Raw genomic sequence first — 26878 nt, forward strand, 5'->3', positions numbered from 1 at the left:
CTCCTGATTTCTATTTGAGGACGTAGATGACCAGGAAGAGCCCGATCCACACGACGTCGACGAAGTGCCAGTAGTACGAGACGACGATGGCGCTCGTCGCCTCCTTGTCTCCGAACCTGCGAACGGCGAACGCGCGTCCGACGACGAAGAGCATGGCGATGAGGCCGCCGGTGACGTGGAGCGCGTGGAAGCCGGTCGTGAGGTAGAAGGCCGAGCCGTAGGCGTTTCCGTCGATGGTGACGCCCTCACCGACGAGCGTCGCGTACTCGACAACCTGGCCGGCGACGAAGATGGCACCCAGCGCATAGCTGAGCGTGAACCACTCGACCATGCCCCACTTGCGCGGGCTCCAACCTGTGGACCGGGACTGGAAGCGCTCAGCGGCGAAGACGCCGAACTGGCATGTGAAGGAGCTGGCGACCAGGATCAGCGTGTTCGTCAGCGCGTAAGGAACGTTGAGGTGCGCCGTCTCCGAAGCCCACAATTGGGGCGACGTGGAGCGCAGGGTGAAGTAGATGGCGAAGAGTCCCGCGAAGAACATCACCTCGCTTCCCAGCCAGACGATCGTTCCGACGGCCACTGTATTCGGGCGGTTGATCGTCGGCGCCGAAGCCGAAGGAGAAATCGAGGTGCTCGTCACGTGTCCCATTATGGCCGATTTCATGGGTCCGTTTTCGCATTCGCGCGCCGAATGCGGCTCAGAGAGGGGCCGGCGGCGAGGGATATGCCCTGACGAGGCACGAGAACGGCATCGGTCGGGGCCTCTAGCAGATCACCGGCGCTGAACGACGACGGCGTAGGTCTCGGCCGTGCGTTCCCGACGTCGCCGCCCTGCGCGTGCGCTGGTCGGACACCCCTAAGATTTCAGACATGGCGGAAACCCGGACCTGGCCGACGATCATCTCCACGCTGCTCGATGGCGAGCACCTGAGCGTCGCCGATGCAGCCTGGGCCATGGAACAGGTGATGACCGGCCAGGCCACGGATGCACAGCTCGCCGGATTCCTCATAGCCCTGCGCACCAAGGGGGAGACGGTCGACGAGATCGTCGGCTTCCGGGACGCCATCCTGGAGCATGCCGTCCCGCTGCAGCTGGATCCGATGGCGCTCGACATCGTCGGCACAGGAGGCGACCGCTATGGCACCGTCAACGTGTCGACGACGGCGTCCATCGTGGCAGCGGCATCCGGAGTCCCCGTGATCAAGCACGGGAACCGTGCCGCCAGCTCGCGTTCCGGATCGTCGGATGTGCTCGCGGCTCTCGGTCTCGATCTCGCCATGCCAGCCGAGCGTGTCGCCGAGGTGTTCGAGAAGGTCGGGATCACCTTCGCCTTCGCCTCCCTCTTCCACCCTGGATACGGAAACGCGGCCGCGGTGCGTCGCGAGCTCGGCATTCCCACGGTGTTCAACATCCTCGGTCCCTTGATCAACCCGGCGCGTCCCGAGGCGTCGGCGGTCGGCGTCGCTCAGCTCGACCGTGTACCGCTCATCGTCGGTGTGTTCCAGACGCGCGGGGCGACAGCGCTGGTGTTCCGCGGCGACGACGGCCTCGACGAGCTGTCGACGACCGGTCACAGCCACGTGTGGGAGGTCGCACGGGGACTCGTCACGGAGCACGACATCGACCCGAGAGACCTCGGCTTGGCTCGTGCCGACATCGCGGATCTCAAGGGCGGCGACGCCGTCCACAACGCGGCGGTGGTGCGTGCGGTGCTGGCCGGCGAACGCGGTCCGGTGCGCGACATCGTGCTGTTGAACGCGGCGGCCGGTCTGGTGTCGTACGAGCTGGCAGCCGATCCGGCGAGCGGGCAGCGCAGCATCCTGGAGCGGTTCTCGGACAAGCTCGCGGTCGCAGCCCAGACGATCGACTCGGGCGCAGCCTCGGCCAAGCTCGACGAATGGATCGCTGCTGCCGGATGAGCCCGGAGGCTGACCGGTCGGGAGGTCGAGCGTGAAGAAGCTGGTGAATGATCCCAGAGCATTCGTCGCGGATGCTGTGGCGGGCTATGCACGGGCCCACGCCGACATCGTGCGAGTCGGCATCGATCCGACGTACGTCGCCCGAGCGGTTCCCGCGGAGGGCAAGGTCGGAATCGTGTCGGGAGGTGGCAGCGGACACGAGCCGTTGCACATCGGGTTCGTCGGCGTCGGCATGCTGGATGCTGCGGTGCCAGGTGAGATCTTCACGTCTCCGACGCCGGATCCGATCCTCGCGGCGACCCGTGCTGCCGACGGTGGTCGCGGCGTGCTGTACCTGGTGAAGAACTACACAGGGGACGTGCTCAATTTCGAGACGGCGGCGGAGTTCGCGGCGCTGGACGGCATCCGGGTGCGCACTGTCGTGATCGACGACGACGTCGCCGTGCAGAACTCCGAGTTCACGGCAGGACGACGCGGAGTCGCGGGAACGGTCATCGTCGAGCGGATCGTCGGGGCTGCCGCGGAGCGAGGTGACGACCTGGATTCCCTCGTCGGCCTGGCCAAGCGGATGGTGGCATCCACGCGGTCGATGGGCGTCGCGATCGCCGCGCCGACCGTTCCGCACTCCGGCAAGCAGAGCTTCGAGCTGGCCGATGACGAGATCGAGTTCGGCATCGGCATCCACGGTGAGCGTGGACGCGCACGAACGGCGATGGCCCCTGCCGACGAGCTCGCCGACAGAGTTCTCGACGCCGTGCTGGCGGATCTTCCGCGGAACCGGGGCGAACGCGTCATCGCAGTCGTCAACGGAATGGGCGCTACACCGATCGCCGAGCTGTACGTGGTCTACCGGCGCGTGGCGCAGCGGCTCGACGATGCGGGCGTCGAGATATCCAGGCCGCTGGTCGGATCATTCGTGACCTCGCTGGACATGGCGGGCTTCTCCGTATCGTTGACGACCGTCGACGACGAGCTGCTGCGGCTGTGGGATGCGCCGGTGCGCACGGCAACGCTGCGCTGGGGCATGTGATGCGGACGCCGATCCGCTGGTACGACAGATCGATGAGGATGAGATGACTTTGGACACCGCATGGACGATCCGCTGGCTGACGGACGTCGCCGATGAGATCGAGGTGCGAGCGCCGGAACTGAGCGAGCTCGACCGCGCGATCGGCGACGGAGATCACGGCGAGAACATGAATCGCGGATTCACGGCCGTACGTGCCTCCCTGGCGGAGACCGCGCCAGGGGCGACGCCGTCCGATGTGCTGCGGGCGACGGCGATGCGGCTGATCTCGTCGGTGGGCGGCGCTGCTGGCCCGCTGTATGGGACGGCGTTCCTCCGGGCAGCAGAGGCCGTGGCGGGCAAGGACGATCTCCGTTCCGCAGATGTGGTCGCCCTGCTGGAAGCGGCCCTTGCCGGCATCGAGGAGCGCGGACACGCTGCTCCTGGCGACAAGACGATGGTGGATGCGTGGTCGGCGGCGGTCGAGGACGCCCGAGCCGCGGCATCCGCGGGCGGTAATCCGGTGAAGGTGCTGGCCGCTGCGGCATCGGGCGCCGAGCGCGGCGCAACGGCGACGGATGCGCTGCTCCCGCACAAGGGACGTGCGAGCTATCTGGGCGAGCGGGCCGTGGGGCATCGGGATCCGGGAGCCGCCTCGACGGTGATCCTTCTGCAGGCCGCGGCGGGGGCGACGGCCGCATGACGGTCCACCCGCTGGTCGGACTCGTCGTGGTGTCGCACAGCGACCTGATCGCCCGTGGCGTCGTGGAACTCGTCGCGGAGACGAGTCCCGACGTCACGGTCGTCGCGGCGGGCGGTACGAGCGACGGACATCTCGGCACGGATGTCGAGCGTGTCATGCAGGCCATCCGTGATGCCGACTCCGGCGCCGGCGTCGTGATCCTGTCAGACCTCGGCTCGGCGGTGATGAGCGCGGAGACCGCGCTCGAGCTGCTGGGTGGGGACTGGACGAAGCGAGTCGTCTCGACGAACGGACCCCTCGTCGAGGGTGCGGTCGCGGCAGGTGTCCGCGCTCAGACCGGGGGATCCCTTGCAGAGGTCGCGCGGGCTGCGGGCGAACGACCGGATGGGGGATCGGCGGGCGCCGGCGAGGCACGGCCTCCGTCGCAGGACGACGTCACCCGATATTCCAGGTCGGCCACGCTGACCAATCCCGACGGACTCCACGCGCGTCCCGCTGCAGAGTTCGTCAAGCTGGCGACATCGCTGGGCGGAAAGGTCACGGTCAACGGAAAGGATGCGCGAAGCCTCCTTGGCATCCTCTCGCTCGGGCTCGCCCAGGGCGCCACCGTGGAGATCGCCACCGACGATCCCGGCGCCAGAGACGCCGTCGATGCTTTGGCCTCCCTTGTCGAGTCGGGGTTCGCCGCCGGCACGTGAACCCATCGGGCTCTCGTGGCATGACTCCGACCGGTACGACTCCGCCTGGCATAGCTGTTTGGCCGGCCCCGGGCTGAATCCCTCAGACCCCAAGCGTCGTGACGGACTCAATCCGTCGACGGCAACGGTCCCCGTTCGGATGCTGGTCGACGGTGACGACCGTGCGCAGGGTGACGATGGATTCGGGACGGGGACCGGATGCCCGCCGCGTCGTCACGTGCGGACGATATCCGTTGCGAACGTGACGCGTGTCGAAGGGCGGCCGGATCCACGGCGCGAGGGCGTCGAGCAGCGCGACATGCAGACGGAGCAGTTCCGGCGACGGATCCAGCGTGACGACGGGAACATTCCGTCGGTGTCCGAACGACTCCTCGCCGAGGATACCCACGCTCAGCGGCTCGATGCCGTGGCAGGCGGTCTCGATGATGCGGGACAGCGCTGGTGGATCCAATGGCGTGCCGAAGGGCGGCACGAGGGTGACGTGGAGGGGCCAGGCGTCCGCTGTAAAGCCGTCGCCGGTGTGGAGCGGCGTCAACGGCGCCACGACGACGAGTCGGCGCTGTCCTGAGCCGTCGACGGGGCGTTCGCCGACGGTGGTCATGACACCAGGCGCAGGAGTCGGGCGGATTCGGCTGCGAGCTCGTCGAGACGATCCGGTCGCACATCCAGCGCCCAGCGAACGATGTCGAGTGCGTGCAGCACGGTGAGCTCGTCGAGGATGGGCTCGACGTCGGACGAGTCGACCCCGGCTCCGTGAAGGACGGCTGCCCAGGCATCCGCCGTCACGACGGATTCCTGGTCGTGCAGCAGCATCCAGCGACGGATGCGCTCCAGGTCTGTCCACGAGGCGGCACCAACATGGGCGGTTCCCCAGTCGATGATCACGTACTCGTGGTTCGCCACCACGTTCCGCGTGGACAGGTCGCCGTGCACGATGCCCTGAGGCGCGTGCCTGGATCTCAGCGAGGTCAGCATGTCGTGCAGACGGTCGCGATCGCCGGACGCGTAGACGTGGAGTGCGATCAACGGATCGGAGTCGTCCAGCGAGCGCAGGTTGTAGGCCAGATGCTCGTCCCACGCGGCGTCGAGGTCGCGGCCGAATCGCGAGAAGAGCGTCGCCGGCGCGGTCGACGTGTCGATCCGAGAGAGTGCAGCGATGAACCGGCCGATCGCTGTCCACGCATCGAGGTCGTCGGCGGATGCCGGTGCTCCCGGCACGTAGTCGACGACCAGATACGAGGTGCCTGCGTGCCGGCCTCGGGCGACGAGATGCGAGCTGAGCACGCCGGTGCGCTCCAGCTCGCGGAGCGCCCACGCTTCCACGTCGAACGGATCGTCGGCGCGCGCTCCTGCCTTCGAGAACCGGACAACGACATCGCTTCCGTCGCCGGACACCCGGACGACGTGGTTCTCGTTGCCGCCGGTGAGGACGACCGCGGTCGTCGCGGGCAGTCCGAGAGACTCGGCGATCGCGCGCGCCAGCTGAGTGGGATCCACGGACCGACGCTATCGCGGACGAAGGTTCCGACTATTTGATGCCAGTCGTCGCGATGCCCTTGATGAGATAGCGCTGTCCGAGGAGGAAGGCGATGAAGAGGGGGACCAGCGAGATCACCGACATGGCGAACATCCCGCCGTAGTCCGACGTCGACTGCGCGTCGACGAAGCCTTTGAGGGCGACCGAGACCGGGAACTTGTCCATCGTGCGCAGGTAGATCAGAGGCCCGAAGAAGTCGCCCCACGTCCAGATGAAGGTGAAGATCGCCGTCGTCGCGATGGCTGGTGTCATCAGAGGGATGGTGATCTGCAGGAACGAGCGGATGTGCCCGGCGCCATCGATGCGCGCCGCCTCGAAGATCTCGCTGGGGAGCGCGCGGATGAACTGGACCATGAGGAACACGAAGAACGCGTCGGTGGCGAGGAACTTCGGGACGATCAGCGGGAGGAAGGTGCCCAGCCATCCCAGGTCTTTGAAGATGATGAACTGCGGCACGAGGACGACGTGGATGGGCAGCATGAGTGTGCCGAGCATCAGTGCGAAGAACAGGTTCCGCAGTCGGAACTTGAGCCGCGCGAACGAGTACGCCGCCATGGCGCAGGACACGATGTTCCCGATGATCGCTCCGACCACGAGGATCGAGGAATTCAACAGGAACACCTGGAACGGCAGCCCCTGAGACGTCCAGCCGTGGACGTAGTTCTGCAGCGTGTGGTTGTCGGTGAAGATGCTGAGGTTCGTGAAGATCTGGTCGTTCGGCTTGAAGGACGAGACCACGAGCCAGATCAACGGATAGACCATCACGATCGACAGCGCGATGAGGCCGACGTGTTTGAAGATCGAGGACGTCATCCGACGGCGCCGGTGCGCCCGACGCCAGGAGTCGGTGCCGACGTTGGGGGCGAGTGCGAGGCGTTCAGTCGTCATAGTGAACCCAATACTTGGAAAGCCAGAAGTTGATCGCGGTGAAGGCGGCGATGATGATCAGCAGCATCCAGGCCATCGCAGAGGCGTAGCCCATGTGCAGTTGCGTGAACGCCTGTTGGTACAGGTAGAGCGTGAAGAACATGGTCGAGTCGCTCGGGCCTCCCGTGCCGCCCGAGACGATGTACGCCTGCGTGAAGGACTGGAAGGCGAAGATCACCTGCAGGATCAGGTTGAAGAAGATGATCGGGGTCAGCAGGGGGAACGTGATTGACCAGAACCGGCGGCCGGGGCCCGCCCCGTCGACGGCGGCGGCTTCGTAGTACATCTCCGGGATCTGACGGAGGCCGGCGAGGAAGATCACCATCGGCGAGCCGAAGGTCCAGATGTGCAGGATGATCAGCGTGCCGAGCGCATAGTTCGGGTCGGTGACCCAGCCAGGAGCATCGTGGATGCCCAGGAGTGCCAGCCCTGCGTTGACGATTCCGTCTTTGCCGAACACCTGGGTCCACAGGATCGCGACTGCCACGGATCCGCCGAGGAGGCTCGGCAGGTAGAACACGGAGCGGTAGAAGCCCAGGAACTTCATGCCCTTGTCGAGGAGCACGGCAAGCGCGAGGGCCAAGGCGAGCTGCAGCGGGACGCCGATGAAGACGTACTCCGTTGTGACTCGCAGCGAGTTCCACAGACGCTCGTCCTGGAACATCGCCACGAAGTTCGCGAAGCCCGCCCACTGCGGCGGCTGAAGCAGGTTGTAGTTCGTGAACGCCAGGTACAGCGAGTAGAGCATCGGACCGAGCGTGAACACCGAGATTCCGAGCAGCCACGGCGCCAGGAAGCCGTATCCCGCCTTGTTGTCGGTGTAGCGGGTCTTCACCTTGACGCCGCTCGCACGGGCGTTGATCGCGAGTTTTCGCAGTTCGCCGAGGCTGCTCACCGGTGACCTCCATGTCCCGTAGGCGGACGCGTGGCTGCTGCAGGGGCTGTCGAGAAAGCCCTTTCACACGCGAGATTGAATTGTGGAGGCCACTCATGCGAATGTCAAACGATGAAGTCCCGATCCGGTCCGGCCACGATCGCCGAAGTCGCCAAGCACGCTGGAGTCTCGCCGGCCACCGTCTCGCGCGTGATGAACGGGAATTTCGCGGGTGAGCCCGCGATTGCCGAGCGTGTGCGTTCCTCAGTGGCCGCGCTCTCGTACTCGCCGAGCCATCTCGCGCGTGCCCTCGCGCTCGGCAGGACGAAGGCCGCCGCATTCTTGGTGCCCGACCTCGCGAATCCCGTGTTTCAGGAGATCCTCTCGGGCTTCAGCAAGGCGGCGGCGCACGATGGATACCGTGCGCTCATCGCCGACTCGGCCGAACATCCCGAAGACGAGGCGCTGCTCGCGAGCGAGCTCCGCAACCGCTGCGATGCCATCGTGTTGTGCGCCCCCCGGATGCCGGAAAGCGAGCTTCTGCGGATCGCGGCGTCGTTGCATCCGCTGGTGCTCATCAATCGCACCTCCCCCCGCCTCCAGGTGCCGACGCTCTCCATCGACTACCAGTCCGGCATCCAGGGCCTCGCTCACCATCTCCATGACCTTGGCCACCGACACCTCGTGTACGTCAGCGGACCGGAGGAGAGTGCTTCGAATTTTTCACGCCTCCGAGGGCTCGAGGAGTTCCAGCGCACGTTTCAGGAGGTGACCATCGACCGAGTGAGCGCGGGAGCGACGATGGAGGACGGATTCGCTGCGGCCGAGGCTGCGCGCGACAGCGGAGCCACCGCCGCGCTCGCGTTCAACGATCTCGTCGCGGTCGGGCTGATCAATGGGCTCACCAGTCTCGGCCTGAGAGTCCCGGACGACATTTCGGTCACGGGATTCGACGACATCCCTTTCGCCAAGTTCTGCACGCCAGCGCTGACCACGGCGTCGGTGAAGCACGAGGACCTCGGCGCTGAAGCGTGGTTGCGTGTGCTCGATCTGATCGAAGAGGGCGGGCACGAGTACAACCTGATGTTCCGGCCACGCGTCGAGGAACGTGCATCGACGGGGCACGTCACGACCTGATAACGGCCGGTTGACACGATTCAATGGCCGCTGCTACTTTCCGTGAAAGCGGTTTCTTGCCGTGCCCCCAAGGAGACTCAATGACGCGTATTTCCCGCACTGTCGCCAGTGCCTCAGCCGTGATCGTGGTCGCGGCAGCTCTCGCCTTGTCCGGATGTTCCAACGGAAACTCATCGTCCAGTTCGACGGGCACCGCTGCCGCGTCGTCCGGTGTGAGTTACGACAAGAACGCCAAAGTCAACCTCACCGTGACCTGGTGGGGTGCCGACACCCGAACCGCGATCATGGACAAGGTGATCGCGGGCTTCGAGAAGAAGTATCCGAACATCACCGTCACGGGCCAGCCGGTCGGAGCTCCCGACGACGAGTTCAACCGGCTCGCCACCGACTTCGCTGCCGGGACGGCGCCTGACGTGTTCGCGCTCGGCGGTTCCAAGCCGCAGGACTACGGAAAGGCCGGTGCGCTGCTCGATCTTTCGACGGTGAGCAAGTACCTGCCCGAGACCGAATTCCCCAAGTTCTCGCTCGCCAGCGGAACGGTGGGCGGCAAGCAGTATGCGCTGCCGACCGGCGGCAACGCGATCGGCATGCTGATCAACGAGGACATCTTCAAGGATGCCGGTGTGACGGTGCCGACCGGGACCATCACCTGGTCGGACCTCACCAAGATCTCCAACAAGATCTCGGCCGCCGAGAAGAGCAAGGGCATCGTCGGACTGGACCTGCGCATCCAGGACATCCTCGGCACGTACGCCGCGCAGGAGAACGGTGTCGGCCTCTACGGCAAGAACGGTGGACTGTCGGTCAAGGCCGCGACTATTCAGAAGTGGTACGACTGGGAGTCAGCCACCGTGAAGGGCGGCGGGTTGCCTGATCCCTCCGTCATCGTGCAGAACCAGAACGTCACCCCCGACCGGAGCCTGTTCGGCACGGGCAAGGCGGCCATCACGTTCGCCTACTCGAACCAGGTCGGCACATACACCGGCGCACTGAACGGAGCCAAGGTCGAATTGGTCTCGCCGCCGACGAACACCAAGAATTCCGGAGTCTCGGTGCTTCCCTCGCAGTTCTGGGCGATCAGCGGCACGACCAAGAACCCCGCGCAGTCGGCGTTGTTCGTCAACTACATGCTGAATGACGAGCAGGGCGGCAAGCTGATCCTCGCCGACCGCGGCCTGCCGTTCAACGCCGACGTGCTGAAGGTCGTCGAGCCGCTGCTCGATCCCGCCAACGCCACCGGCGCCACGTACATCCAGGATGTGCTGAAGACCGGCATCATCGCTCCGATCCAGCCGGCGGGCGCGGAGAACGCGACGAGCATCTCGCAGCGGCTGGAGTCGGATGTCCTCTTCAACAAGCAGGACTCGAAAGACGCGGCGAGCTCCTTCGTCAGCCAGATGACGCAGGCTCTGGCATCGGCGCAATGATGCGCAGACGTTGAACGCCTCGATCGATCGCATCAAACTGGTGGAGCGGCATTCCGTGTCGCTCCACCGGTTGCATTCGGACGCCCCTCTCACCGTCGGCAACGGGGAGTTCTGCTTTTCCGTCGATCCCACCGGATTGCAGACCTTCCCCGATGCCTACCCGGTCGAGCCACGGTATGGAGATGCGCCAGGCACCCTTCTCGGCACGATGAGCCACTGGGGCTGGGACTCGTTTCCAGGCAGGGTGGAGCTCGCCGATCACCTTCACGAGTATGAGACGCCGCACGGACCTGCCCTCTACGCGGATCTCGGAGGCCCCCTGTCGGCCGATGCCGCTTCCGGCCAGTCGGCCGACGAGGAGTGGTTGAGGAACAACCCGCATCGCCTCGATCTCGGGCGCATCGGACTGTGGACGGGTGATGCCGCCCCCTCACCACGCGAACTGCACGACGTCAGCCAGAAGCTCGACCTCGTCACGGGCACGATCGCGAGCTCCTTCCGTCTCGGTGAACGCGGTTTCTCGGCTCGCACCGCTGTGCACCCCGAGCGGGATGCCGTGGCATTCGCGCTGGAAGGAGTGGGGGAGTCGGGCCTCAGGCTCTCGTTCCCCGCCGGCTCGGAGGCATGGGGCAACGCGGCAGACTGGTCGAGACCTGATACGCATCGGAGCGATCTCGAGCGTACGGGCGACGGATGGCGCATCCATCGTCACCTGTACGAGTCGTCGTACACGGTGTCGGTCACCGCGCCGGGTACGTCACTGAAACGGGTCGGCGCGCACGAATTCATCCTGCACGCGGATGGACCGTCGTGGTGGGCGGTCATCGAGTTCGCCGCGGCCGACGCGGTCGCACATCAGTCGTCGATCGACGCTGACGCGGTCTTCCGCGCCGCCGCGGATCACTGGAGGCGGTTCTGGCACACCGGCGGCGCGCTCGAGCTGGTCGACTCCGATGATCCGCGTGCCCTCGAACTCGAGCGTCGGGTGGTGCTCTCGCAGTACCTTTCGGCGCTCTCGGCCGGATCGTGCCCGCCGGCTGAGACCGGCCTCATGCTCAACTCCTGGCGCGGCAAATTCCACCTCGAGATGCATTGGTGGCATCACGCATGGCTGCCGCAGTGGGGCCGTCCGGAACTGCTAGAGCGATCGCTCGGCTGGTACCTCACGGCGTTGCCGATGGCCAGGGAGACGGCTCGGGGGCAGCGTCTCCCTGGCGCACGTTGGCAGAAACAGGTCGGACCGGACGGCATCGAAGCGCCGAGCCCGATCGGCCCGTTCCTGGTGTGGCAGCAGCCGCATCCCATCCACCTCGCTGAGCTGCTGTATCGCGCGAAACCGTCACGAGACGTGCTCGAGCGATGGTCCGACCTCGTCGCCGAGACGGCGGAGCTCATGGCCGGTTACGCGACGCTCTCCATCGCCCGGTCGCCTTCCGGGCGGATGGGCGAGGGTGCCACGCATTTCGAGCTCGGGCCTCCGATCATCCCGGCGCAGGAGTCGTACGACGAGCAGCGCGCGACCAGCAAGAATCCGACGTTCGAGCTCGCGTACTGGGCGTGGGCGCTCGAGACGGCAGCCGTCTGGATGGAGAGGCTGGGGCATCCTGCACCTCGGCGGTGGCGGGAGGTGGCACACGGGATGTCTCCGCTTCCAGTGCTCCCTGGCGGAACCTACGCAGCACTCGGCGATCCGCCTCGGCTGAACCGTCACGACCATCCGAGCATGCTCGCGGCACTCGGCGTCGTCCCGGAGACAGCCATCGTCGACCGCGAGACGATGCGGCGGACACTGCGTGACGTTCTCACCGACTGGGACTGGCCGAGCACGTGGGGTTGGGACTATCCGATGATGGCGATGACCGCGACTCGACTGGGCGAGCCGGACCTCGCCCTGGACTGCCTGATGCTCGACGCACCCAAGAACACGTACCTGGTGAACGGGCACAACCGGCAGGACGCCTCCCTGCCCATCTATCTGCCGGGCAACGGGGGAATGCTTCTCGCCACCGGTCTCATGGCGGCTGGCTTCGACGGCTCACCCGACACCCCGGGATTCGGGCCGAGCTGGCATCCGAGGTTCGAGGGCATCACGCCGCTTCCCTGACGGAGGCCGCGTGGAAGAGCAGGCAGCCGTGGTCGCGATGGGCGATCGCGAGGGCGTCATGTGACTGCGAGGGCGCCGCGTGGCCGAGCGGCTTCTCCGGCGAACGGGCGGATGCCGCGCGAGTGAGAGGCAGCGAGTAGCCGGTGCCGGGCGGCCGGGTGATGCCGGGCCCTGGCGGATGGGTTCGCAGACGACAGGATTCGAATCTCGAATAGGAGTGATGGGCCCTCCGCGTGATGCGCGAGAGTAGGCTCCCATCTGCGGATGAAACGATTCATTCACCACGATGAAACGCAAGGGAGCAGTTCATGGAGTTGGGGAAGCAAGGGTTGTCTCGACGTTCCGCGTTGGGATTGTTCGGCGCCGCGACGGCCGGTGCCATCGCAGCCAACACGGCTGCGGTATCCGCCGCACACGCGGCGGGGGATCCGCGCCCCGGACACGGAGACGTCACCGTCACCATCGCCGGCCGGCCGGCGATGGTGGGGGACTACGTGTTCCCCGACCAGGTGCCGTCTCTCGTGCTCGACAACGGCCTCGTGACCTTCACGTTCGGCCGCGACGACGCAGAAGGCGGAGTGGTCACGGGCTGGACGGACACCTCCATCACGGCGACCTCGGTCGTGGTGGACGGGACCGAGCTGGCGCACAATCTCAACGGCGTCGATCCACGGGATCCCGACCGCCAGCACTCCTTCTACATCGATGCGGGCGGTGGCAAGACGAGGCTTGTCTGCACGCAGGTGCGTGTACTCCGCGTGTCGCGGGACCTCGTCGAGGTCGCCTTCCTCGACACGACCAGCACGCCTCTCCAGCATGAGCACCACCTGATCATGCGCCGGGGCAAGCGCGGACTGTACGGCTACGACATCCTCACGGCGTCGGCGGCCACGTCGATCAACGAGGTGCGTATGAACGCCCGCTGGGACAGGTCCATCCTGGACAACGCCTACAACTGGGAGCGCGGCGGCGGCAAGCAGCCCACCTATGCGTACCTCGCGACACAGGAGCAGGTGCAGGACGAGACCTGGCGGGTCGACGGCGTGAACAACCCGAACCTGCCATCGCCCGATGACAACTCCGGCAACCTGCCGGCCGGCTACGTGTACACGAAGTACAACTGGAGCCTCTACCACCACGAGAACCCGATGTTCGGGCACTACGGGCACGGCTTCGGCGCCTGGCTGACGCCGTTGGGCGGCGTCACGGAGGACACGCTGTGCGCCTTCTACGGTGTAGGACCCGATCACCAGGATCTGGCGATCCACCAAGACGCCCTGATCCTGAACTACTTCGGTGCGAACCACTACGGGTTGCCGAGCTACGCCCTCCAGCAGGGTTATCGGCGACTGTACGGGCCGTGGTACACGCATCTGTCGACGGGGGAGACGGATGACGAGGTCATCGCCAACGCGACGGCCGCGGCCCGGACCGAGATCGCCGAGAACCGAGCCGGCGCATCCTGGATCATCGACGGTCTGTACCCGGATCCGGGTGCACGGTCGACGGTCACCGGGAGGCTCCGGCTCGCGGATGGGCGACCCGCCGACGGCTTCTACGTGCTGCTGTCCACGCAGACGGCCACGGACGTGTACACGATCCATGAGCCGACGTACTGGGTGAAGACGGATGCGGACGGCTCGTTCTCGCTGCCCGGCATCCCGCCGGCCTGGGCGCCCGGAACCACCACGCCCGCCAGCTACACGCTGTATGCCTTCGCTTCCAAGGGGTCCGTCGTCGAGCAGTACCAGCAGACGGGCGTCTCGGTGTCGGGAAAGAGGACGGATCTCGGCACGATCACGTGGGCTCCGACCAACAGGTCGACGTTCTTGTGGCAGATCGGCCGATCCGACCGCAGCACGCAGGAATTCGCGTTGGCGACGAAGTCTCCCGTGCACTCTGAGCCGCGCGCGTATGAGAAGCCGGGGGAGGTGCCGGGTACGCTCGCTTTTGCCGTGGGGGAGAGCTGGGAACCCACCGACTGGTACTACGCCCAGACACAGGGCGGGGCGTGGACCGTGTCGTTCAGCCTCGACCGGGTGCCGTCCGGTACCGCCTACCTGACCGTTGCGACGCCCATGCAGCAGGGAGCCCGTCCCACGGTCGCCGTGAACGGCGACACGTCGGTGATCACCGGATCCCTGCCGAACAACAACGACTCGACGATCGCACGGCAGGCGGACCGGAGCGGATATCCGCGCACCGCCGTCCTGACCTTCCCCGCGAGCGCCCTGGTCGTCGGCAGCAACACGATCACCTTCACGCGGGGGAGCGGCACCGCAGCGGGCAACGGCTTGGGATGGGACACCATCCTGCTCGAAGTCGACGAAGGCGGATCCGACGGGAAGGCGGTACTTGCGGCAACAGCCGAGCTTGTGGAGAAGGGCGGCAACAGCAAGGGCACCTGGAAGGTGACGATTCACAACAGAGGCACTGCTGCGGCGAATGACGTGCGATTCGACTCGGTGCAGTGGCGAGCGGATGGCAGGGTGCAGGTGCGCGGTCTCCCGCCGGTGACAGGACGGGATCCGAACAAGTTCCCGGTCCCGATCGCCGCCAGCATCCCGCCAGGCGGTTCCGCCACGGCCGAGATCGGGGTCGACGCGAGCGGGGTTCTCGGCGGCATCGGATCCGGAGTGCAGATCGCGGTGAGCGCCAATGGCGGTCGTGCAGTCACGGACGTCACGGCCAAGAACGGTCCAGGGGCCTGACGTCCGGGGGAACAATTCGGATGCACGGCGATGGACTCTTCTCTTGGCGTGATGCCGGGGGAGGCCCATTGCTGTGCATCCGATGACGAGGTCCTCCTGTCCATATGCGCCATTGCGTTGAAACGTACAATGCGACGCCGCTCGATCAGTCGACGGCGACCCTCAAGCGTCATCCGAGTGTTCCCGTGCGGTTGCCTTCGCTCGAGGAGCGTGCGCGATGACAGAAGAACTCACGCTCTTCCACTCGCGAGGTACTCCTCGATGACGACACCCGACTCGAATGTGCTGGTTCTGGTCAGGGTGAACGCACGCGGCTCGTACTGGGCATTGCCAAACAGGGAGATGCCGGAGCCGAAGACAACGGGGTTGCGTTTCAGGACGAGGCGATCGATCTCCGAGGCAAGCGTGCCCGCGAGCTCGCCGCCACCGCAGAGCCAGATGTCCAGACCGTCTTCTCGCTTCAGGCCGCGGATCATGGCAAGCGGGTCGTCAGTGAGGATGATCGCCGGGTCGACTTCGCGCGGGTGGCGACTGGCGACGACCTGACGCAGGTGAGGGTAGGGACTGGTGATGCCGAGATCGAGGGCGGGGGTGAGCGTGTTCCACCCCATGATCACGGTGTCGAATCGCGTTTTCGGCGGATGGATGCCCAGCGCAGCATGTGCGTGAGCGGGTAACGCATCTGCGTACTCGCCGAACACGACAGCCGCATGATCGCCTTCGACGAGGAATGCATCGAACCCGCCTGCCGGGTCGGCGATATACCCGTCGATACTGACCGCGACGTAGTAGATGAGTTCTCGCACTATTTCTCCAATCACGACATGTGTCGTAGATAAACTACAACAGCAGTCGTGGTTTGGCTAGCATGGACGATATGGCCCGCAACGACGAACGACGCTCCGCGCTCGCCGACGCTGGGATCCGCGTGCTTGCTCGGGAAGGAGCCCGTGGTCTCACCCACCGAGCGGTCGACGCCGAGGCCGGCACGCCACGCGGCACAGCTTCGAATTACTTCCCGAGCCGCGAGGATCTCATCTCCGCGCTCGTTGACCGCATTGGAGAGCGACTCACACCCGATCCCGAGATCGTTCCTTCGCGTGGCGCCCGGTTTCCCGATCGGGCCCTCTTTGCCGACTACCTGCGAGACGTCGTGCGACGGCTCAGTGTTGACCCGCATGTGTCGCTTGCCCTCTTCGAGCTGCGATTAGAGGCTGCTCGACGCCCCGCGATGGCCGCAACGCTCGGAGCGTGGCGACAGCGAGCCTTCCAGGAGGATGTCGCCTTCAACAAAGCTTCTGGCCTGCCAGGGGGACGAACCGAGATCGCCCTGTTTCACTACGCCATCGACGGTCTGATGCTCGACCATCTCACCGCGCCACTCGACACCGGACTATCTCTCGACGCCGCCATTGACGAATTCGTCGACCGCATACTCCGGTAGTCCCGCGCTCAGCGCTTCGAGTGCGCGCGTCAACAGGCTCCTGGCCGGCAACAACGTGAGCTCACGCGGAAAAGGGCGAGCATGGGGTCACGCGTCCGGACCAGGTTAGGGGAGTCGCGGCAGGCGTTCTACTCGCAGCCAACGGGAACAAGCCGTCTTTGACCTGACATAATGTGCATTATCGGACATTCAACGAACTGGCCGGCAGCAGACCCGTGCGGCTATCAGTTCGTCGTCTGCGTGACGACGGTTCTCGCTTCCGATCAGCGGGTTCCGTCGTCCGCTCCGATCGTGGAGCGACCTGGACTCGTCGCCTGAGACGCTGTCCGAAACCTTCAATCGGTGCATGAACCTTCCATGCCGACCATGACTGTGTACAAGTTTGTCTACTTCGCTTGTCGTGCAACTGCAGCGCCATCCTGGGCAGCGCAGCGCAAATGCAGGGCGCTTCGGATCGCCCGCTGCATCCCCGTCCGTGTCGTCGAAGGGTTACTGCTGCTCCCCTTCCGAGACGTCACGGGTGTGACACGAATCGGGTGAATCCGTTCGAATGAGCCGGGATCGACGGCCACTCGCCCTTAGGCTGCCGACAAAGCTCACAGCATGCTCTCAGGAAGGTGGCCCCATGTCCGCTGAAAGTCCTGCCGCGAAGTCAGCGGTGAATGGCATTCGTACCGCGCTCGGCGTTGGCGGTGTCGTCGCACTCGTCGTCGGAATCCTCATCCTGGTGTGGCCGGCGAGGACCGCCATGGTGGTGACGGCCATCATCGCCATCTACGCGATCGTGGGCGGCCTCGTCTATGCAGGCCTCGGCATCTTCGCGAGGTCGATGGGCGGATGGGCGCGAGTCGGCCACATCATCCTCGGGATCCTCTTCATCATCGCCGGCGTCATCGCGTTCATCGAGCTCGGTCAGACCACTGCGTGGCTCGCCGTGTTCCTGGGCATTCTGGTCGGCATCATGTGGATCGTCGAGGGTGTCGTCGCGCTGACCGCACTTGGGGACGCGCGATCGAAGGGCTGGACGGTCTTCTTCGCGATCCTCAGCATCATCGCCGGCATCATCCTGCTGTTCTCCCCGCTGTGGGGTGCAGCGGTGCTCTGGTGGCTGCTGGGCATCTCGCTGGTCGTCCTCGGCATCATCCAGGTCATCCGAGCCTTCACCTGGAAGGGCGCCGACGCCTGATCCGCCATGCAGAAGGTCCCCGGAGCCACTCGGACTCCGGGGACCTTCTGCTGTCTGCCGGCGACGGATGTCAGACCATCAGGCGTCGGCTCCGAAGTCGTCGACCTCGCCGATGAGTCGCGTGTGGTCGGCGGGCACGGGCTCGACGGCGGCCCTCGCCACCTCGGCGGCGAACTCGCTCACGTTGTAGAGGCGACCGGCGGCATCCTTGCGCGCCTGGATCGCACCGGGGTTGGCGCGCTCCAGCAGGGTGGCGGTGATGGTGCCCTCGATCATGTCGCCTGAGACCACGACGAAGCCGATGCCGCGCGCATCCAGCACGGGGATCAGCTCACGTAGTGCGTCCTCCCCCGCGCGCTTGCTCAGCGCGACCTGCTCGTACTCCGGCATGGTCGGCGTCGTGCGGATGAAGTGCGCCTGGTGGCTGGTCACGAACACGACGCGGGACCCTTCGCCGAGAAGCGGAAGCGCGGCCGTCAAGACGTTCACCTGCGCATCGCGGTTGAGCTTCATGGCGTAGTCGGGCTCCATGCCCGATTCCATGCCGCCAGAGGCATTCAGCACCAGGATGTCCAGCCCGCCGAGCTTCTCCTCAGCGGCGGCGAACATGGCGGCGACGGATTCGGGGTCCGTCAGGTCGGCGCCCACCACGACGGCAGTGCCCCCGGATGCCTCGATCGAGTCGGCGAGCTTGCGCGCTCGAGCCTCCTTGTTGCGGTAGTTGATCACGACGCTCGCGCCCGCCTCGGCGAAGTACGAGACCGTGTCGGCGCCGATACCGCGCGAGGATCCCGTGACGAGGGCGCGCTTGCCGCTCAGGGACGACGGGGCGAGAGGGTTGGTCACTGGTGGATCTCCTTGCACGATGCGGCGCGAACGGGCGGCCCTGAAGGCACCATGACAGTATCTCAGGCGCCGGACGCCCCCCGAATCGTCGCTGGAGTCCGTCGCGGCCGGCCGACATGCGGGAACGGGCATCGAACTCACGGAATCGCGCCGGATCCCTTGTGGTGCCGCGGTCGCATGCTGGTAGCGTCTGACGGAGCGCGGAGGGAGCAGCGACATGGACGTCGTTTCGTCGTATGCATGGATCGGCTGGCTCGTGCTGATCCTCGTGTTCATCACGATCGAGATGCTCTCGCTCGACTTCGTGTTCCTCATGCTCGCGATCGGGTCCCTCGGCGGTCTGATCAGCGGTCTCTTCGGTCTGCCCTGGTGGGCTCAACTCGTCGTGGCAGCGATCCTGTCCATCCTGCTGCTCTTCCTCTTGCGACCGCCTTTGCTGAGAGCCCTTCGACGTGGTGGGGATCCGACGAAGAGCAATGTCGACCTGCTTCTCGGGCAGGAGGGCAGGGTCGTCCAGACGTTCGGCGGCGACGGCAAGGGTCTGGTTCGGCTGGCCAACGGTGAGGTCTGGACGTCTCGTCTGGCCACGGATGCGGCAGTCCAGCTCGCGCGCCTCGAGCCCGGCGCTCTGGTGCACGTGAAAGCCATCGAGGGTGCGACCGCGGTCGTCGTACCCGTAGGGGGTTCGACCACATGACCGACGTGGAGGTACTCGTGATCCAAGTCATCGTGGCGATCATCGTCGCGATCGTTCTCATCTTCGTCCTGGTCACCCTGTTCCGTGCGATCCGCATCGTGCCGCAGGCCAGGGCGGGAGTCGTGGAGCGCCTCGGGCGCTACCACAAGACACTCACTCCCGGTCTGAATCTGCTGGTGCCGTTCATCGACCGGCTGCGACCCCTCCTCGACATGCGCGAGCAGGTCGTGAGTTTCCCGCCGCAGCCCGTGATCACCGAGGACAACCTCGTGGTCTCGATCGACACCGTCGTGTACTTCCAGGTGACGGATGCCCGTGCAGCGACCTACGAGATCGCCAACTATCTGAGTGCTGTCGAGCAGCTGACCACGACCACCCTCCGCAACGTGGTCGGCGGCCTCAACCTCGAAGAGGCGCTGACGAGCCGCGACAACATCAACGGGCAGTTGCGAACCGTGCTGGACGAGGCCACCGGAAAATGGGGCATCCGCGTCAGCCGGGTGGAGCTGAAGGCGATCGATCCGCCCGCGTCGATCATCGATTCCATGGAGAAGCAGATGCGTGCGGAACGGGATCGCCGCGCACTCATCCTCACCGCGGAAGGCACCAAGCAGTCGGCGATCCTCACGGCCGAAGGCACCAAACAGGCCGCGATTCTGAACGCCGAGGGATCCGCGCGGGCGGCCGTGCTGGAAGCCGAGGGACAGTCGAAGGCCATCCAGACGGTGTTCACGGCGATCCACGAGGGCCAACCGGACAATCTGCTGCTGGCGTACCAGTACCTGCAGACGCTGCCGAAGATCGCGGAGAATCCGTCGAACAAGATGTGGTTCATCCCGAGCGAGTTCACCGAAGCCTTGCGCGGAATCGGTGAAGGCTTCGCAACTCGTGGAAAGGCCGGCCCGTTCGCCGGCTTCACCCCGTCGGGTGCGAGCGCAGCTGCTGAGACTCCGGATGCCACCGCGCCCGCTGCAACAGCGTCGAGGATCGACTACGGCGACCTGTCGGACGACTCTGCAGACGCCGCGGTTGCCGAAGCGGAAGCCGAAGCGGCCAAGGCGGAGGAACGGCCGGTGCCCGGTCTGGCGAATGCGCACACGGTTCCGCCTGTTCCCGCCGATGAAGGATCGTCGGCGGACGTCACCCCGGCATCGCCCGCAGCCGACCAGGCGGCGACACCGACCGGAGATGCCTCGGACTCGAGTGACGGAACAACGGATGGTTCGAACCCGGACGATCGGGACGCCGATGGTCCGGCGCACCGCTCGGATGGCTGATCCCGTCCGGTATTTCGACGGGAAGCCCCCGCGTGCGATCGCGCACCGGGGGCTCGCCCTTGCGTGCCCGGAGAACACCCTGCCCGCATTCGCGGCGGCATTGGACGCCGGTGCGGACATCCTGGAGACCGACGTTCACGCCAGCGCGGACGGCGTCTGCGTGATCTTCCACGACGACGACCTCGCCCGCGTCGCCGGAGTCGCCGGACCGGTCGAGGCTCTGCCGATCGAGGCTCTGCGTGCGCTCGAGCTCGCCGGCGGCGGGCGCCTTGCGACATTGGAGGAAGCACTCGCGCAGTTCCCGTCCGGGCGCTTCAACATCGACATCAAGACGGATGCCGCCCTCGAGCCAGCACTCCGCGCCATCGACGCAGCGGGCGCCGCATCCCGTGTGCTCATCACCTCCTTTGCACAACGTCGTCGCCGGCGGGCCGTTCGGCGGCTGCCAGGAGCTGCCACGTCGGCATCCACGCCCGGTGTCGTGCTCGCCCTGGTCGGTGTCTGGCTCCGGTTCGGCGCGTTGGTGCGGTTGGCGTTGCGCGACGTCGACGCCGTGCAGGTCCCCCATCGCCGTGGTGCGCTGCGGGTGGTCTCCCCCGCGTTCGTGCGGGCGGTGCAGAACGCCGGACGCGAAGTGCACGTCTGGACCGTGAACGACCCGCAGGAGATGCGCGAACTGCTCGAGATGGGTGTCGACGGCATCATCTCAGACCGCTGCGACGTCCTCGTCGGGGTGATCCGGAGCGTGGACGAAAGCGGTCCAACGAGGAAAATCTCCTGAAAGGAGGCTGAATCCCGGCGCGGGTCGGGCAGAGAATGCCCAGCTTGACGGTTTATAAGTGTGGATGCACCGCTGAGAAGGAGACCACACAATGGCAGATCGCAGCTTGCGCGGCATGAGACTGGGCGCACAGAGCCTACAGAGCGAAGAAGGCGTCACATTCTCTGCCCGCACGACGTACAACTACAAGTGCTCGACGTGCGACCGGGAAACGCCGGTCGTGTTCGCGGCCGACGCTGAAGCGCCCGAGACGTGGGAGTGCAAGTACTGCGGGCACGAGGCGACGCTGCTCGTCAACGACGCACCCGTCGAGGTGGACCGTTCCGATGTGAAGGCTCCCCGCAGCCACTGGGACATGCTGCTCGAGCGCCGTACTCGCGCCGAGCTGGAGGAGCTCCTCGAGGAGCGTCTCGCCTACCTGCGGGCTCGCCGTGGAGAGCACAAGATCGGCGCTTGATCGCTCGTCGGCGGCGGCCTGACATTCGTGACGCAGCCTGCTCAGGCAGGCTGCGTTTTCGTGTGCGCGCCTTGCAGCGCGCCGGCGGAGATCCGGCGGGCTCACTGCGCACAGGGCGGCGGTCAGTCAGCGGCGTCGGGCCGCTTTACCGGCTCGACGGGTGCGCGGAGCGGTGAGTGCCGCGACGAGGATGGCTCCCAGCCCCAGCCCGCTCACCAGGACTTCGAATGCGCGGCTGAGCAGGGTCGCGGGTGTCGTGGTGGTGCCGAGCGGCACATCCTCGATCATCGCTCCCGGCTTGTAGGCGGCGATCTGGGCGATCGTGCGGCCATCCGGATCGATGATCTGACTGGTGCCGACCGTGGAGATGTTGACGAGGCTGCGGCCGGTCTCGATGGCCCGGAGCCGGGCGATCGCCAGCTGCTGCATGTTCTCCTTGGTTCGCCCGAAATCGGCGTTGTTCGTCTGCGCCAGAATGACCTGGGCTCCGCCGTTCATCATGTCGGTGGTGAGCTGATCGTCCACGATGTCGAAGCAGATGGAGATGCCGGCACGAACACCGTTCACGTCGAAGACGTTGTCACGGGTGCCGGGCGTGTACTGGCGCTGGATGAGACCGAGCAAGCTCGGCGCGAACGGCATCCAGAACGAACGATCCGGAACATATTCGCCGAACGGCACCGGATGCTTCTTGTCGTAGTAGTCGACGGCGCCCTTGCCCGACTTCCAGAGCAATGACGTGTTGAAGTACTTGCCCTGCCTGTGGGTGATCGTTCCGACGATCATGGGAGCGCCGAGACGTGCGCTGAGATTGTCGAGCACGTCGGCTGAAGACCAATCCCGCGTCGGATCGATGTCGGCGCTGCCCTCCGGCCACACCACCATGTCGGGGTGCGTGCCGATCAGCGGGATGGTGGCCGCGATCTGCGCGTTCATCACATCGCCGGGCTGCGCGCCGTCGAAGTATCCGGCCGGGCCATTGCCCTGCACCGCGCCGATCCGCGTCGTGCCGGATGTGGTGGCCGGCCAGAGCGGGACGGCGAGCACCAGGGCGATCGCGGCCAGTGCGACGGCCGTGCGGATCCAGGGGCGCCGTGCCGTGGCATCCGCTCGTCCGAGGCCGGGCTGGAAGGCCGGCGCGAACGGACGCCGTCGGTACCGTGCACACTCGATCGCCAGCGCGACGAGCCAGACCATGATGAACGAGACACCGGCGATACCGAACCAGGCGACAAGGTGGGCGAACGGTCCGTGCGACTGGGACAGCGCTGCTCTCCCCCACGCGAAGCCGCCGTACGGCCAGTTGCCGGACAGCCACTCCCTGCCGGTCCAGAGCCCTGCGACGGCCACGGGAAGCAGCCCCAGGCGTCCGAGGGAGCCCGGGAATGCTCGTGGGATCCAGCGGTACGCGAGGGCGATCGCGACGGCTCCCAGGGCGAACAGCAGCGACTCGAAGACCGAGAGCGCGATCCACGGCACGGGTCCGAGGTACAAGGCCGTCCACGACACCTGCGTCAGATAGAACGCCAGTCCGGACAGGAATCCGACGAGGATCGCTCCGCCGACCGATCGGCCGATGAGCACCACCAGCATGAGCGCCAAGCCCACGAAGGCGAGAGGCCACACGTCGATCGCGGGGAACGCGCCGTCGTAGACCACTCCCCCGCCGATCCCGACGATGACCGCGGCCCACAGCGGCAGAAGCGGGCGGCGCGGCGGATTCACGATGATCGAGCATAGGGGACGGTGCAGGGCGTGAACCGCATGTGGGCTCGGAGCAGGCCGCGCGGGGCCTATCCGACGCCCGAGTATGCGACGATCCCCCGTCGCACGGCGACCAGCGCGTCCCGCGCGACGGATGACAGCCCACCCGGCGCCACTCCCGCGAGCTGATCGAGCAGGTCGATCACCTGCTTCGCCCAGCGCACGAAGTCGCCGGCCGGCAGGTCAGCCTCGGTCAGCACGGCCGCCAGTGACCGTCCGGATGCCCATTGATGCATGGCAACGCACAGCGCCGTGGCGAGCGGATCGCTTCCCGGGAGCCGGTTTTCGCGCTCCAGCTCATCCAGCCGCGCCCAGAGCAATTCGGTCTTCTGCAGCGCCTCACGGAAAGGACCGCGCGGGAGGAAGCGCTCCGCCGGATTCTGCTCGTCGCGCCGCGGCTCGAACACCAGGGCGCAGGCCATCGCGGCGAGGCCGGGCGCGTCGAGCTGGGTCCAGACGTTGCGGCGGAGGCACTCGGCCACCAGCAGGTCGCGTTCGCCGTAGATCCGGGCGAGGACTCGTCCGTGCTGTGTCGGCGCCAGCGTGCCGTCGCGATCCGTGAGGTACCCGAGCTCGATGAGCACGTCTGCCACCCGGTCGAAGACCGTCGCGACGGCGCCGGTGCGGGTGCGAATCTGGCGGGTGAGCGCATCCGTCTCCCTCTTCAGGCGCCACCAGCGCTCCGCCCACCTGGCGTGCTGCTCGCGTTCGGCGCAGCCGTGACAGGGATGCTGCTTCATGCGGCGGCGCAGATCCGCCAGCTCGCGGCTGCGATGTTCTCGGGCGGCGTTGCTCTGTGAGCCGGACTTGGCGCTCGCGCGCTCGAGATCGCTCAGTTGACGGCGGAGGGCGGCGTACTCGGCGAAGTCGCCGAGGTGGCACTGCATGGCGCGCTCGTAGCCCGCGAGGGACTCCTCCTGCTTGCGCACCGTGCGTGCCAGGTCGACCACAGCGCGATCGGCCTGGAACTGCGCGAACGACGACTCGAGGATCTCGCGGGTGCGGTCACGGCCGAACTGGGCGACGAGGTTGACGGCCATGTTGTAGGTGGGCCTGAAGCTCGAATTGAGCGGATAGCTGCGCCGGGATGCCAGCGCAGCCACGGCCTGCGGGTCCAGTCCGTCGCGCCACTGGATGACGCAGTGCCCCTCGACGTCGATCCCGCGGCGTCCGGCGCGGCCGGTCAGCTGCGTGTACTCCCCCGGGGTGATCGGAACTCTGGCCTCGCCGTTGAACTTCTCGAGCCGCTCCAGGACGACCGTGCGCGCCGGCATGTTGATGCCGAGCGCCAGTGTCTCCGTGGCGAACACCACCTTCACGAGCTTGCGCTGGAAAAGTTCCTCCACGACTTCCTTGAACGCGGGCAGGAGACCCGCGTGATGCGCGGCGACGCCGCGCTGCAGCCCCTCGAGCCATTCCCAGTAGCCGAGGACGGCGAGGTCCTCGTCGGCGATCGTGCGACAGCGCTCCTCCGCCACCCGGCGGATCTCGTCGCGTTCGTGTGCTTCGGTGAGACGGATGCCCGACCGCAGCACCTGCGCGACTCCCTGGTCGCAGCCCGCGCGGCTGAACACGAAGATGATGGCGGGCAGCAGGTTGTGATCGTCCAGCAGGCGCACGACCTCCGGACGGTCGAGGCGTCCGGTGTCAGGGCGTCCGCCTCGGGAATGCCGTCGCCCGCGGTCGCTGAACTGACGTGACCCGGAGGGGCGTCCACCGACTCGCGCCATCTGCACGAGTTCGGGATTGACGCGGTTGGCCGCGCCCCTGGTGGCCGACTCGAAGAGGTCCACGAGACGCTGTCGGACGAGGACGTGCTGTTCGAGCGGCACGGGACGGTTCTCGGACACGATCACGTCGGTGTCCCCGCGGACGGCCTGCAGCCAGTCGCCGAACTCCTCCGCGTTGGACACTGTGGCGGACAACGACACCAGTCGCACCTCTCGTGGGAGGTGGATGATGACCTCTTCCCACACGGCACCGCGGAAGCGGTCCGCGAGGTAATGCACCTCGTCCATCACGACATAGGCGAGGTCGGCGAGCAGATCCGATTCGGCGTAGAGCATGTTGCGCAGCACCTCGGTGGTCATCACCACCACGCGGGCGCCCGCGTTGACGTTGGTGTCGCCGGTGAGGAGGCCGACGTCATCCGGGCCGTACTCGTCGACGAACTCCTGGTATTTCTGGTTCGACAGCGCCTTCATGGGCGTCGTGTAGAAGACCTTGGCGCGCTTCTCGCGCATGGCGAGGGCCACGGCGAACGCAGCGACGATCGTCTTGCCTGCGCCGGTGGGCGCCGCGACGAGCACGCTGCGACCGTCTTCCAGGCTCGCGCACGCCTCACGCTGGAATGGATCGAGATCGAAACGCTGCCGCTGCCGGAACTCCTCGAGCCGAGGATGCCCGCCACGGCCACGCGAGACCGCGTACCGTTCGGCCGGCGAGAGCTGGTCGGTCATCAGGCCAGCCTAGGGTGTGCGCGCGAACCGATGGCTGCGCTCGTGGCGACGCAACGGATCGACAAGAGACATCGGGGTGGACCCGTCAGAAGGCGACGCGGCCACCCCGATCCAGTTCGTGACTTCTGCTAGGAGGCGAGCTCGGCTTCGATGTCCAGCGCCTGCTTGGCGATACGACGATCGTGCATCCACGAGACAGCCCACGCCAGCAGGTAGAGCACTACCAGCGGCAACGCGAGCAAGAACATCGAGATGACGTCCGCGGACGGGGTCGCGATCGCGGTGAAGACCATGATGGTCAGGATGGCCCAACGCCACGCCTTGATGATCGCTTTCGCGCTGATGACCCGCATGAAGTTGAGCAGCACGATGAATACCGGCAGCACGAAGGCGATGCCGATCACGATGATCAGCTTGAGGACGAAGTTGAAGTAGTCCGACGCCACGAGAAGGGTCGTCTCCCCGGACGGCACGAAACTCGTCAACACGTTCACGATGTGTGGAACGACCCACCAGCCGGCCGCGCATCCTGCGAGGAAAAGCGGCACAGCGGTGAAAAAGAACCCGAAGGTGTAGCCCTTCTCTTTGCGGTTGAGCCCCGGAGTCAGGAACGCGAAGATCTGGTACAGCCACAGCGGCGAGGTGATGATGATGCCGATGTAGACGCTCAGCTGCAGCTTGAGGTCGAATGCCGCGGTGACGTTGGGCCAGTTGATGCTCGCGTGTTGCGACTTTGCAATCTCGTGCACCGGCAGGCTGATCGCGCTCCACACGAACGGTTCGAGGAACCAGCCGGCGATGGCGCCGACCAGGATTCCACCAGCGATCCAGAAGAAGCGGTTCTTCAGTTCCCGAAGGTGTGCCCCCAGGGACATCCGGCCTTCGGGGTTGCTGCCGCGCTTGGTTCGAGCGGCGGTGCTCAC

The 26878-nt window shown here is 66.2% G+C and carries 24 protein-coding genes; 14 read left to right on the top strand and 10 right to left on the bottom strand.

The window, feature by feature from the left end; genetic code table 11:
* Window positions 1-10: 10 nt before the first annotated feature.
* Window positions 11-649 (bottom strand): aa3-type cytochrome oxidase subunit III, encoded by a 639-nt coding sequence (ctaE, locus tag ACX9R5_RS11255; RefSeq protein ID WP_459409666.1) that lies wholly within the window; start codon window positions 647-649, stop codon window positions 11-13.
* Between the two features lie 221 nt (window positions 650-870).
* Between ctaE and trpD the strand changes: the two genes are divergently transcribed.
* From trpD to dhaM, 4 genes are read left to right on the top strand one after another with little or no spacing between them, the layout of a single operon-like run.
* On the top strand, window positions 871-1920 hold the full coding sequence (trpD, locus tag ACX9R5_RS11260) for an anthranilate phosphoribosyltransferase (protein ID WP_459409137.1): 1050 nt from the start codon (window positions 871-873) through the stop codon (window positions 1918-1920).
* A gap of 31 nt (window positions 1921-1951) precedes the next feature.
* Window positions 1952-2950, top strand: a complete 999-nt coding sequence (gene dhaK / locus ACX9R5_RS11265) for a dihydroxyacetone kinase subunit DhaK (protein WP_459409138.1) — start codon at window positions 1952-1954, stop codon at window positions 2948-2950.
* 43 nt (window positions 2951-2993) lie between these two features.
* On the top strand, window positions 2994-3629 hold the full coding sequence (gene dhaL, locus ACX9R5_RS11270; RefSeq protein WP_459409139.1) for a dihydroxyacetone kinase subunit DhaL: 636 nt from the start codon (window positions 2994-2996) through the stop codon (window positions 3627-3629).
* Window positions 3626-4327, top strand: coding sequence for a dihydroxyacetone kinase phosphoryl donor subunit DhaM (dhaM, locus tag ACX9R5_RS11275; protein WP_459409140.1), 702 nt, complete (start codon window positions 3626-3628; stop codon window positions 4325-4327). The genes dhaL and dhaM overlap by 4 nt, the downstream gene beginning before the upstream one ends.
* Before the next feature lie 82 nt (window positions 4328-4409).
* On the opposite strand, the gene ACX9R5_RS11280 is transcribed toward dhaM, so the two are convergent.
* Genes ACX9R5_RS11280 through ACX9R5_RS11295 form a run of 4 tightly spaced genes read right to left on the bottom strand, consistent with a single transcriptional unit; the run spans window position 4410 to window position 7686 of the window.
* Window positions 4410-4928 carry a 2'-5' RNA ligase family protein gene (locus ACX9R5_RS11280; RefSeq protein ID WP_459409141.1) on the bottom strand — a complete coding sequence of 173 codons (519 nt, stop codon included), beginning with the start codon at window positions 4926-4928 and terminating at the stop codon, window positions 4410-4412.
* Window positions 4925-5824, bottom strand: coding sequence for a phosphotransferase (locus ACX9R5_RS11285; RefSeq protein ID WP_459409142.1), 900 nt, complete (start codon window positions 5822-5824; stop codon window positions 4925-4927). Before ACX9R5_RS11285 ends, ACX9R5_RS11280 begins: the two co-directional genes overlap by 4 nt.
* A 31-nt stretch (window positions 5825-5855) precedes the next feature.
* Window positions 5856-6752: a carbohydrate ABC transporter permease gene (locus tag ACX9R5_RS11290; RefSeq protein ID WP_459409143.1), complete on the bottom strand. Its 897-nt coding sequence runs from the start codon at window positions 6750-6752 to the stop codon at window positions 5856-5858.
* Window positions 6742-7686 carry a carbohydrate ABC transporter permease gene (locus ACX9R5_RS11295; RefSeq protein WP_459409144.1) on the bottom strand — a complete coding sequence of 315 codons (945 nt, stop codon included), beginning with the start codon at window positions 7684-7686 and terminating at the stop codon, window positions 6742-6744. The genes ACX9R5_RS11290 and ACX9R5_RS11295 overlap by 11 nt, the downstream gene beginning before the upstream one ends.
* A 111-nt stretch (window positions 7687-7797) precedes the next feature.
* Between ACX9R5_RS11295 and ACX9R5_RS11300 the strand changes: the two genes are divergently transcribed.
* The 4 genes from ACX9R5_RS11300 (at window position 7798) to ACX9R5_RS11315 (ending at window position 15044) form a co-directional block, all read left to right on the top strand.
* Window positions 7798-8802 carry a LacI family DNA-binding transcriptional regulator gene (locus ACX9R5_RS11300; RefSeq protein WP_459409145.1) on the top strand — a complete coding sequence of 335 codons (1005 nt, stop codon included), beginning with the start codon at window positions 7798-7800 and terminating at the stop codon, window positions 8800-8802.
* Between the two features lie 80 nt (window positions 8803-8882).
* The gene (locus tag ACX9R5_RS11305) at window positions 8883-10229 is read left to right on the top strand and encodes an ABC transporter substrate-binding protein (RefSeq protein WP_459409146.1); all 1347 of its coding nucleotides are present in this window, start codon (window positions 8883-8885) and stop codon (window positions 10227-10229) included.
* Window positions 10230-10269: 40 nt separating this feature from the next.
* Complete coding sequence (locus tag ACX9R5_RS11310) at window positions 10270-12333, top strand: hypothetical protein (protein ID WP_459409147.1); 2064 nt, start codon at window positions 10270-10272, stop codon at window positions 12331-12333.
* 308 nt (window positions 12334-12641) lie between these two features.
* Window positions 12642-15044 carry a polysaccharide lyase family protein gene (locus tag ACX9R5_RS11315; protein ID WP_459409148.1) on the top strand — a complete coding sequence of 801 codons (2403 nt, stop codon included), beginning with the start codon at window positions 12642-12644 and terminating at the stop codon, window positions 15042-15044.
* A 230-nt stretch (window positions 15045-15274) separates the two neighbouring features.
* Here the strand turns inward: ACX9R5_RS11315 and ACX9R5_RS11320 are convergent, their stop codons facing one another.
* Window positions 15275-15850: a dihydrofolate reductase family protein gene (locus ACX9R5_RS11320; protein ID WP_459409149.1), complete on the bottom strand. Its 576-nt coding sequence runs from the start codon at window positions 15848-15850 to the stop codon at window positions 15275-15277.
* A gap of 71 nt (window positions 15851-15921) precedes the next feature.
* Here ACX9R5_RS11320 and ACX9R5_RS11325 point away from each other — a divergent pair, with 71 nt between their 5' ends.
* Complete coding sequence (locus ACX9R5_RS11325) at window positions 15922-16488, top strand: TetR/AcrR family transcriptional regulator (RefSeq protein WP_459409150.1); 567 nt, start codon at window positions 15922-15924, stop codon at window positions 16486-16488.
* A 625-nt stretch (window positions 16489-17113) separates the two neighbouring features.
* Window positions 17114-17674: an HdeD family acid-resistance protein gene (locus ACX9R5_RS11330; RefSeq protein ID WP_459409151.1), complete on the top strand. Its 561-nt coding sequence runs from the start codon at window positions 17114-17116 to the stop codon at window positions 17672-17674.
* A 78-nt stretch (window positions 17675-17752) separates the two neighbouring features.
* Here the strand turns inward: ACX9R5_RS11330 and ACX9R5_RS11335 are convergent, their stop codons facing one another.
* Window positions 17753-18520, bottom strand: a complete 768-nt coding sequence (locus ACX9R5_RS11335; protein WP_459409152.1) for an SDR family oxidoreductase — start codon at window positions 18518-18520, stop codon at window positions 17753-17755.
* Window positions 18521-18737: 217 nt separating this feature from the next.
* Between ACX9R5_RS11335 and ACX9R5_RS11340 the strand changes: the two genes are divergently transcribed.
* The 4 genes from ACX9R5_RS11340 to ACX9R5_RS11355 all read left to right on the top strand — a co-directional run bounded on the left by ACX9R5_RS11340 (window position 18738) and on the right by ACX9R5_RS11355 (window position 21732).
* Entirely contained in the window at window positions 18738-19217 is a 480-nt protein-coding gene (locus tag ACX9R5_RS11340) for an NfeD family protein (protein ID WP_459409153.1), read from the top strand.
* On the top strand, window positions 19214-20494 hold the full coding sequence (locus ACX9R5_RS11345) for an SPFH domain-containing protein (RefSeq protein WP_459409154.1): 1281 nt from the start codon (window positions 19214-19216) through the stop codon (window positions 20492-20494). Before ACX9R5_RS11340 ends, ACX9R5_RS11345 begins: the two co-directional genes overlap by 4 nt.
* Entirely contained in the window at window positions 20487-21275 is a 789-nt protein-coding gene (locus ACX9R5_RS11350) for a glycerophosphodiester phosphodiesterase family protein (RefSeq protein WP_459409155.1), read from the top strand. The genes ACX9R5_RS11345 and ACX9R5_RS11350 overlap by 8 nt, the downstream gene beginning before the upstream one ends.
* Before the next feature lie 91 nt (window positions 21276-21366).
* Entirely contained in the window at window positions 21367-21732 is a 366-nt protein-coding gene (locus ACX9R5_RS11355) for an RNA polymerase-binding protein RbpA (RefSeq protein WP_459409156.1), read from the top strand.
* 126 nt (window positions 21733-21858) lie between these two features.
* On the opposite strand, the gene lnt is transcribed toward ACX9R5_RS11355, so the two are convergent.
* From lnt to tatC, 3 genes are all read right to left on the bottom strand, one after another.
* Entirely contained in the window at window positions 21859-23457 is a 1599-nt protein-coding gene (lnt, locus tag ACX9R5_RS11360; RefSeq protein WP_459409157.1) for an apolipoprotein N-acyltransferase, read from the bottom strand.
* 68 nt (window positions 23458-23525) lie between these two features.
* Window positions 23526-25955, bottom strand: coding sequence for a DEAD/DEAH box helicase (locus ACX9R5_RS11365; protein ID WP_459409158.1), 2430 nt, complete (start codon window positions 25953-25955; stop codon window positions 23526-23528).
* A 128-nt stretch (window positions 25956-26083) separates the two neighbouring features.
* Window positions 26084-26878 carry a twin-arginine translocase subunit TatC gene (gene tatC, locus ACX9R5_RS11370; RefSeq protein WP_459409159.1) on the bottom strand — a complete coding sequence of 265 codons (795 nt, stop codon included), beginning with the start codon at window positions 26876-26878 and terminating at the stop codon, window positions 26084-26086.

Source organism: Rathayibacter sp. CAU 1779 (genome assembly GCF_054551755.1).

Bases quoted from the DNA above. Each gene is read 5' to 3' on its own strand.
- ACX9R5_RS11340 (WP_459409153.1), top strand. From the start codon at position 18,738: ATGGACGTCGTTTCGTCGTATGCATGGATCGGCTGGCTCGTGCTGATC.
- ACX9R5_RS11305 (WP_459409146.1), top strand. From the start codon at position 8,883: ATGACGCGTATTTCCCGCACTGTCGCCAGTGCCTCAGCCGTGATCGTG.
- ACX9R5_RS11325 (WP_459409150.1), top strand. From the start codon at position 15,922: ATGGCCCGCAACGACGAACGACGCTCCGCGCTCGCCGACGCTGGGATC.
- ctaE (WP_459409666.1), bottom strand. From the start codon at position 649: ATGGGACACGTGACGAGCACCTCGATTTCTCCTTCGGCTTCGGCGCCG.
- ACX9R5_RS11290 (WP_459409143.1), bottom strand. From the start codon at position 6,752: ATGACGACTGAACGCCTCGCACTCGCCCCCAACGTCGGCACCGACTCC.
- ACX9R5_RS11350 (WP_459409155.1), top strand. From the start codon at position 20,487: ATGGCTGATCCCGTCCGGTATTTCGACGGGAAGCCCCCGCGTGCGATC.
- ACX9R5_RS11355 (WP_459409156.1), top strand. From the start codon at position 21,367: ATGGCAGATCGCAGCTTGCGCGGCATGAGACTGGGCGCACAGAGCCTA.
- ACX9R5_RS11365 (WP_459409158.1), bottom strand. From the start codon at position 25,955: ATGACCGACCAGCTCTCGCCGGCCGAACGGTACGCGGTCTCGCGTGGC.
- trpD (WP_459409137.1), top strand. From the start codon at position 871: ATGGCGGAAACCCGGACCTGGCCGACGATCATCTCCACGCTGCTCGAT.
- ACX9R5_RS11280 (WP_459409141.1), bottom strand. From the start codon at position 4,928: ATGACCACCGTCGGCGAACGCCCCGTCGACGGCTCAGGACAGCGCCGA.
- ACX9R5_RS11330 (WP_459409151.1), top strand. From the start codon at position 17,114: ATGTCCGCTGAAAGTCCTGCCGCGAAGTCAGCGGTGAATGGCATTCGT.
- ACX9R5_RS11300 (WP_459409145.1), top strand. From the start codon at position 7,798: ATGAAGTCCCGATCCGGTCCGGCCACGATCGCCGAAGTCGCCAAGCAC.
- dhaM (WP_459409140.1), top strand. From the start codon at position 3,626: ATGACGGTCCACCCGCTGGTCGGACTCGTCGTGGTGTCGCACAGCGAC.
- ACX9R5_RS11345 (WP_459409154.1), top strand. From the start codon at position 19,214: ATGACCGACGTGGAGGTACTCGTGATCCAAGTCATCGTGGCGATCATC.
- dhaL (WP_459409139.1), top strand. From the start codon at position 2,994: ATGACTTTGGACACCGCATGGACGATCCGCTGGCTGACGGACGTCGCC.
- ACX9R5_RS11315 (WP_459409148.1), top strand. From the start codon at position 12,642: ATGGAGTTGGGGAAGCAAGGGTTGTCTCGACGTTCCGCGTTGGGATTG.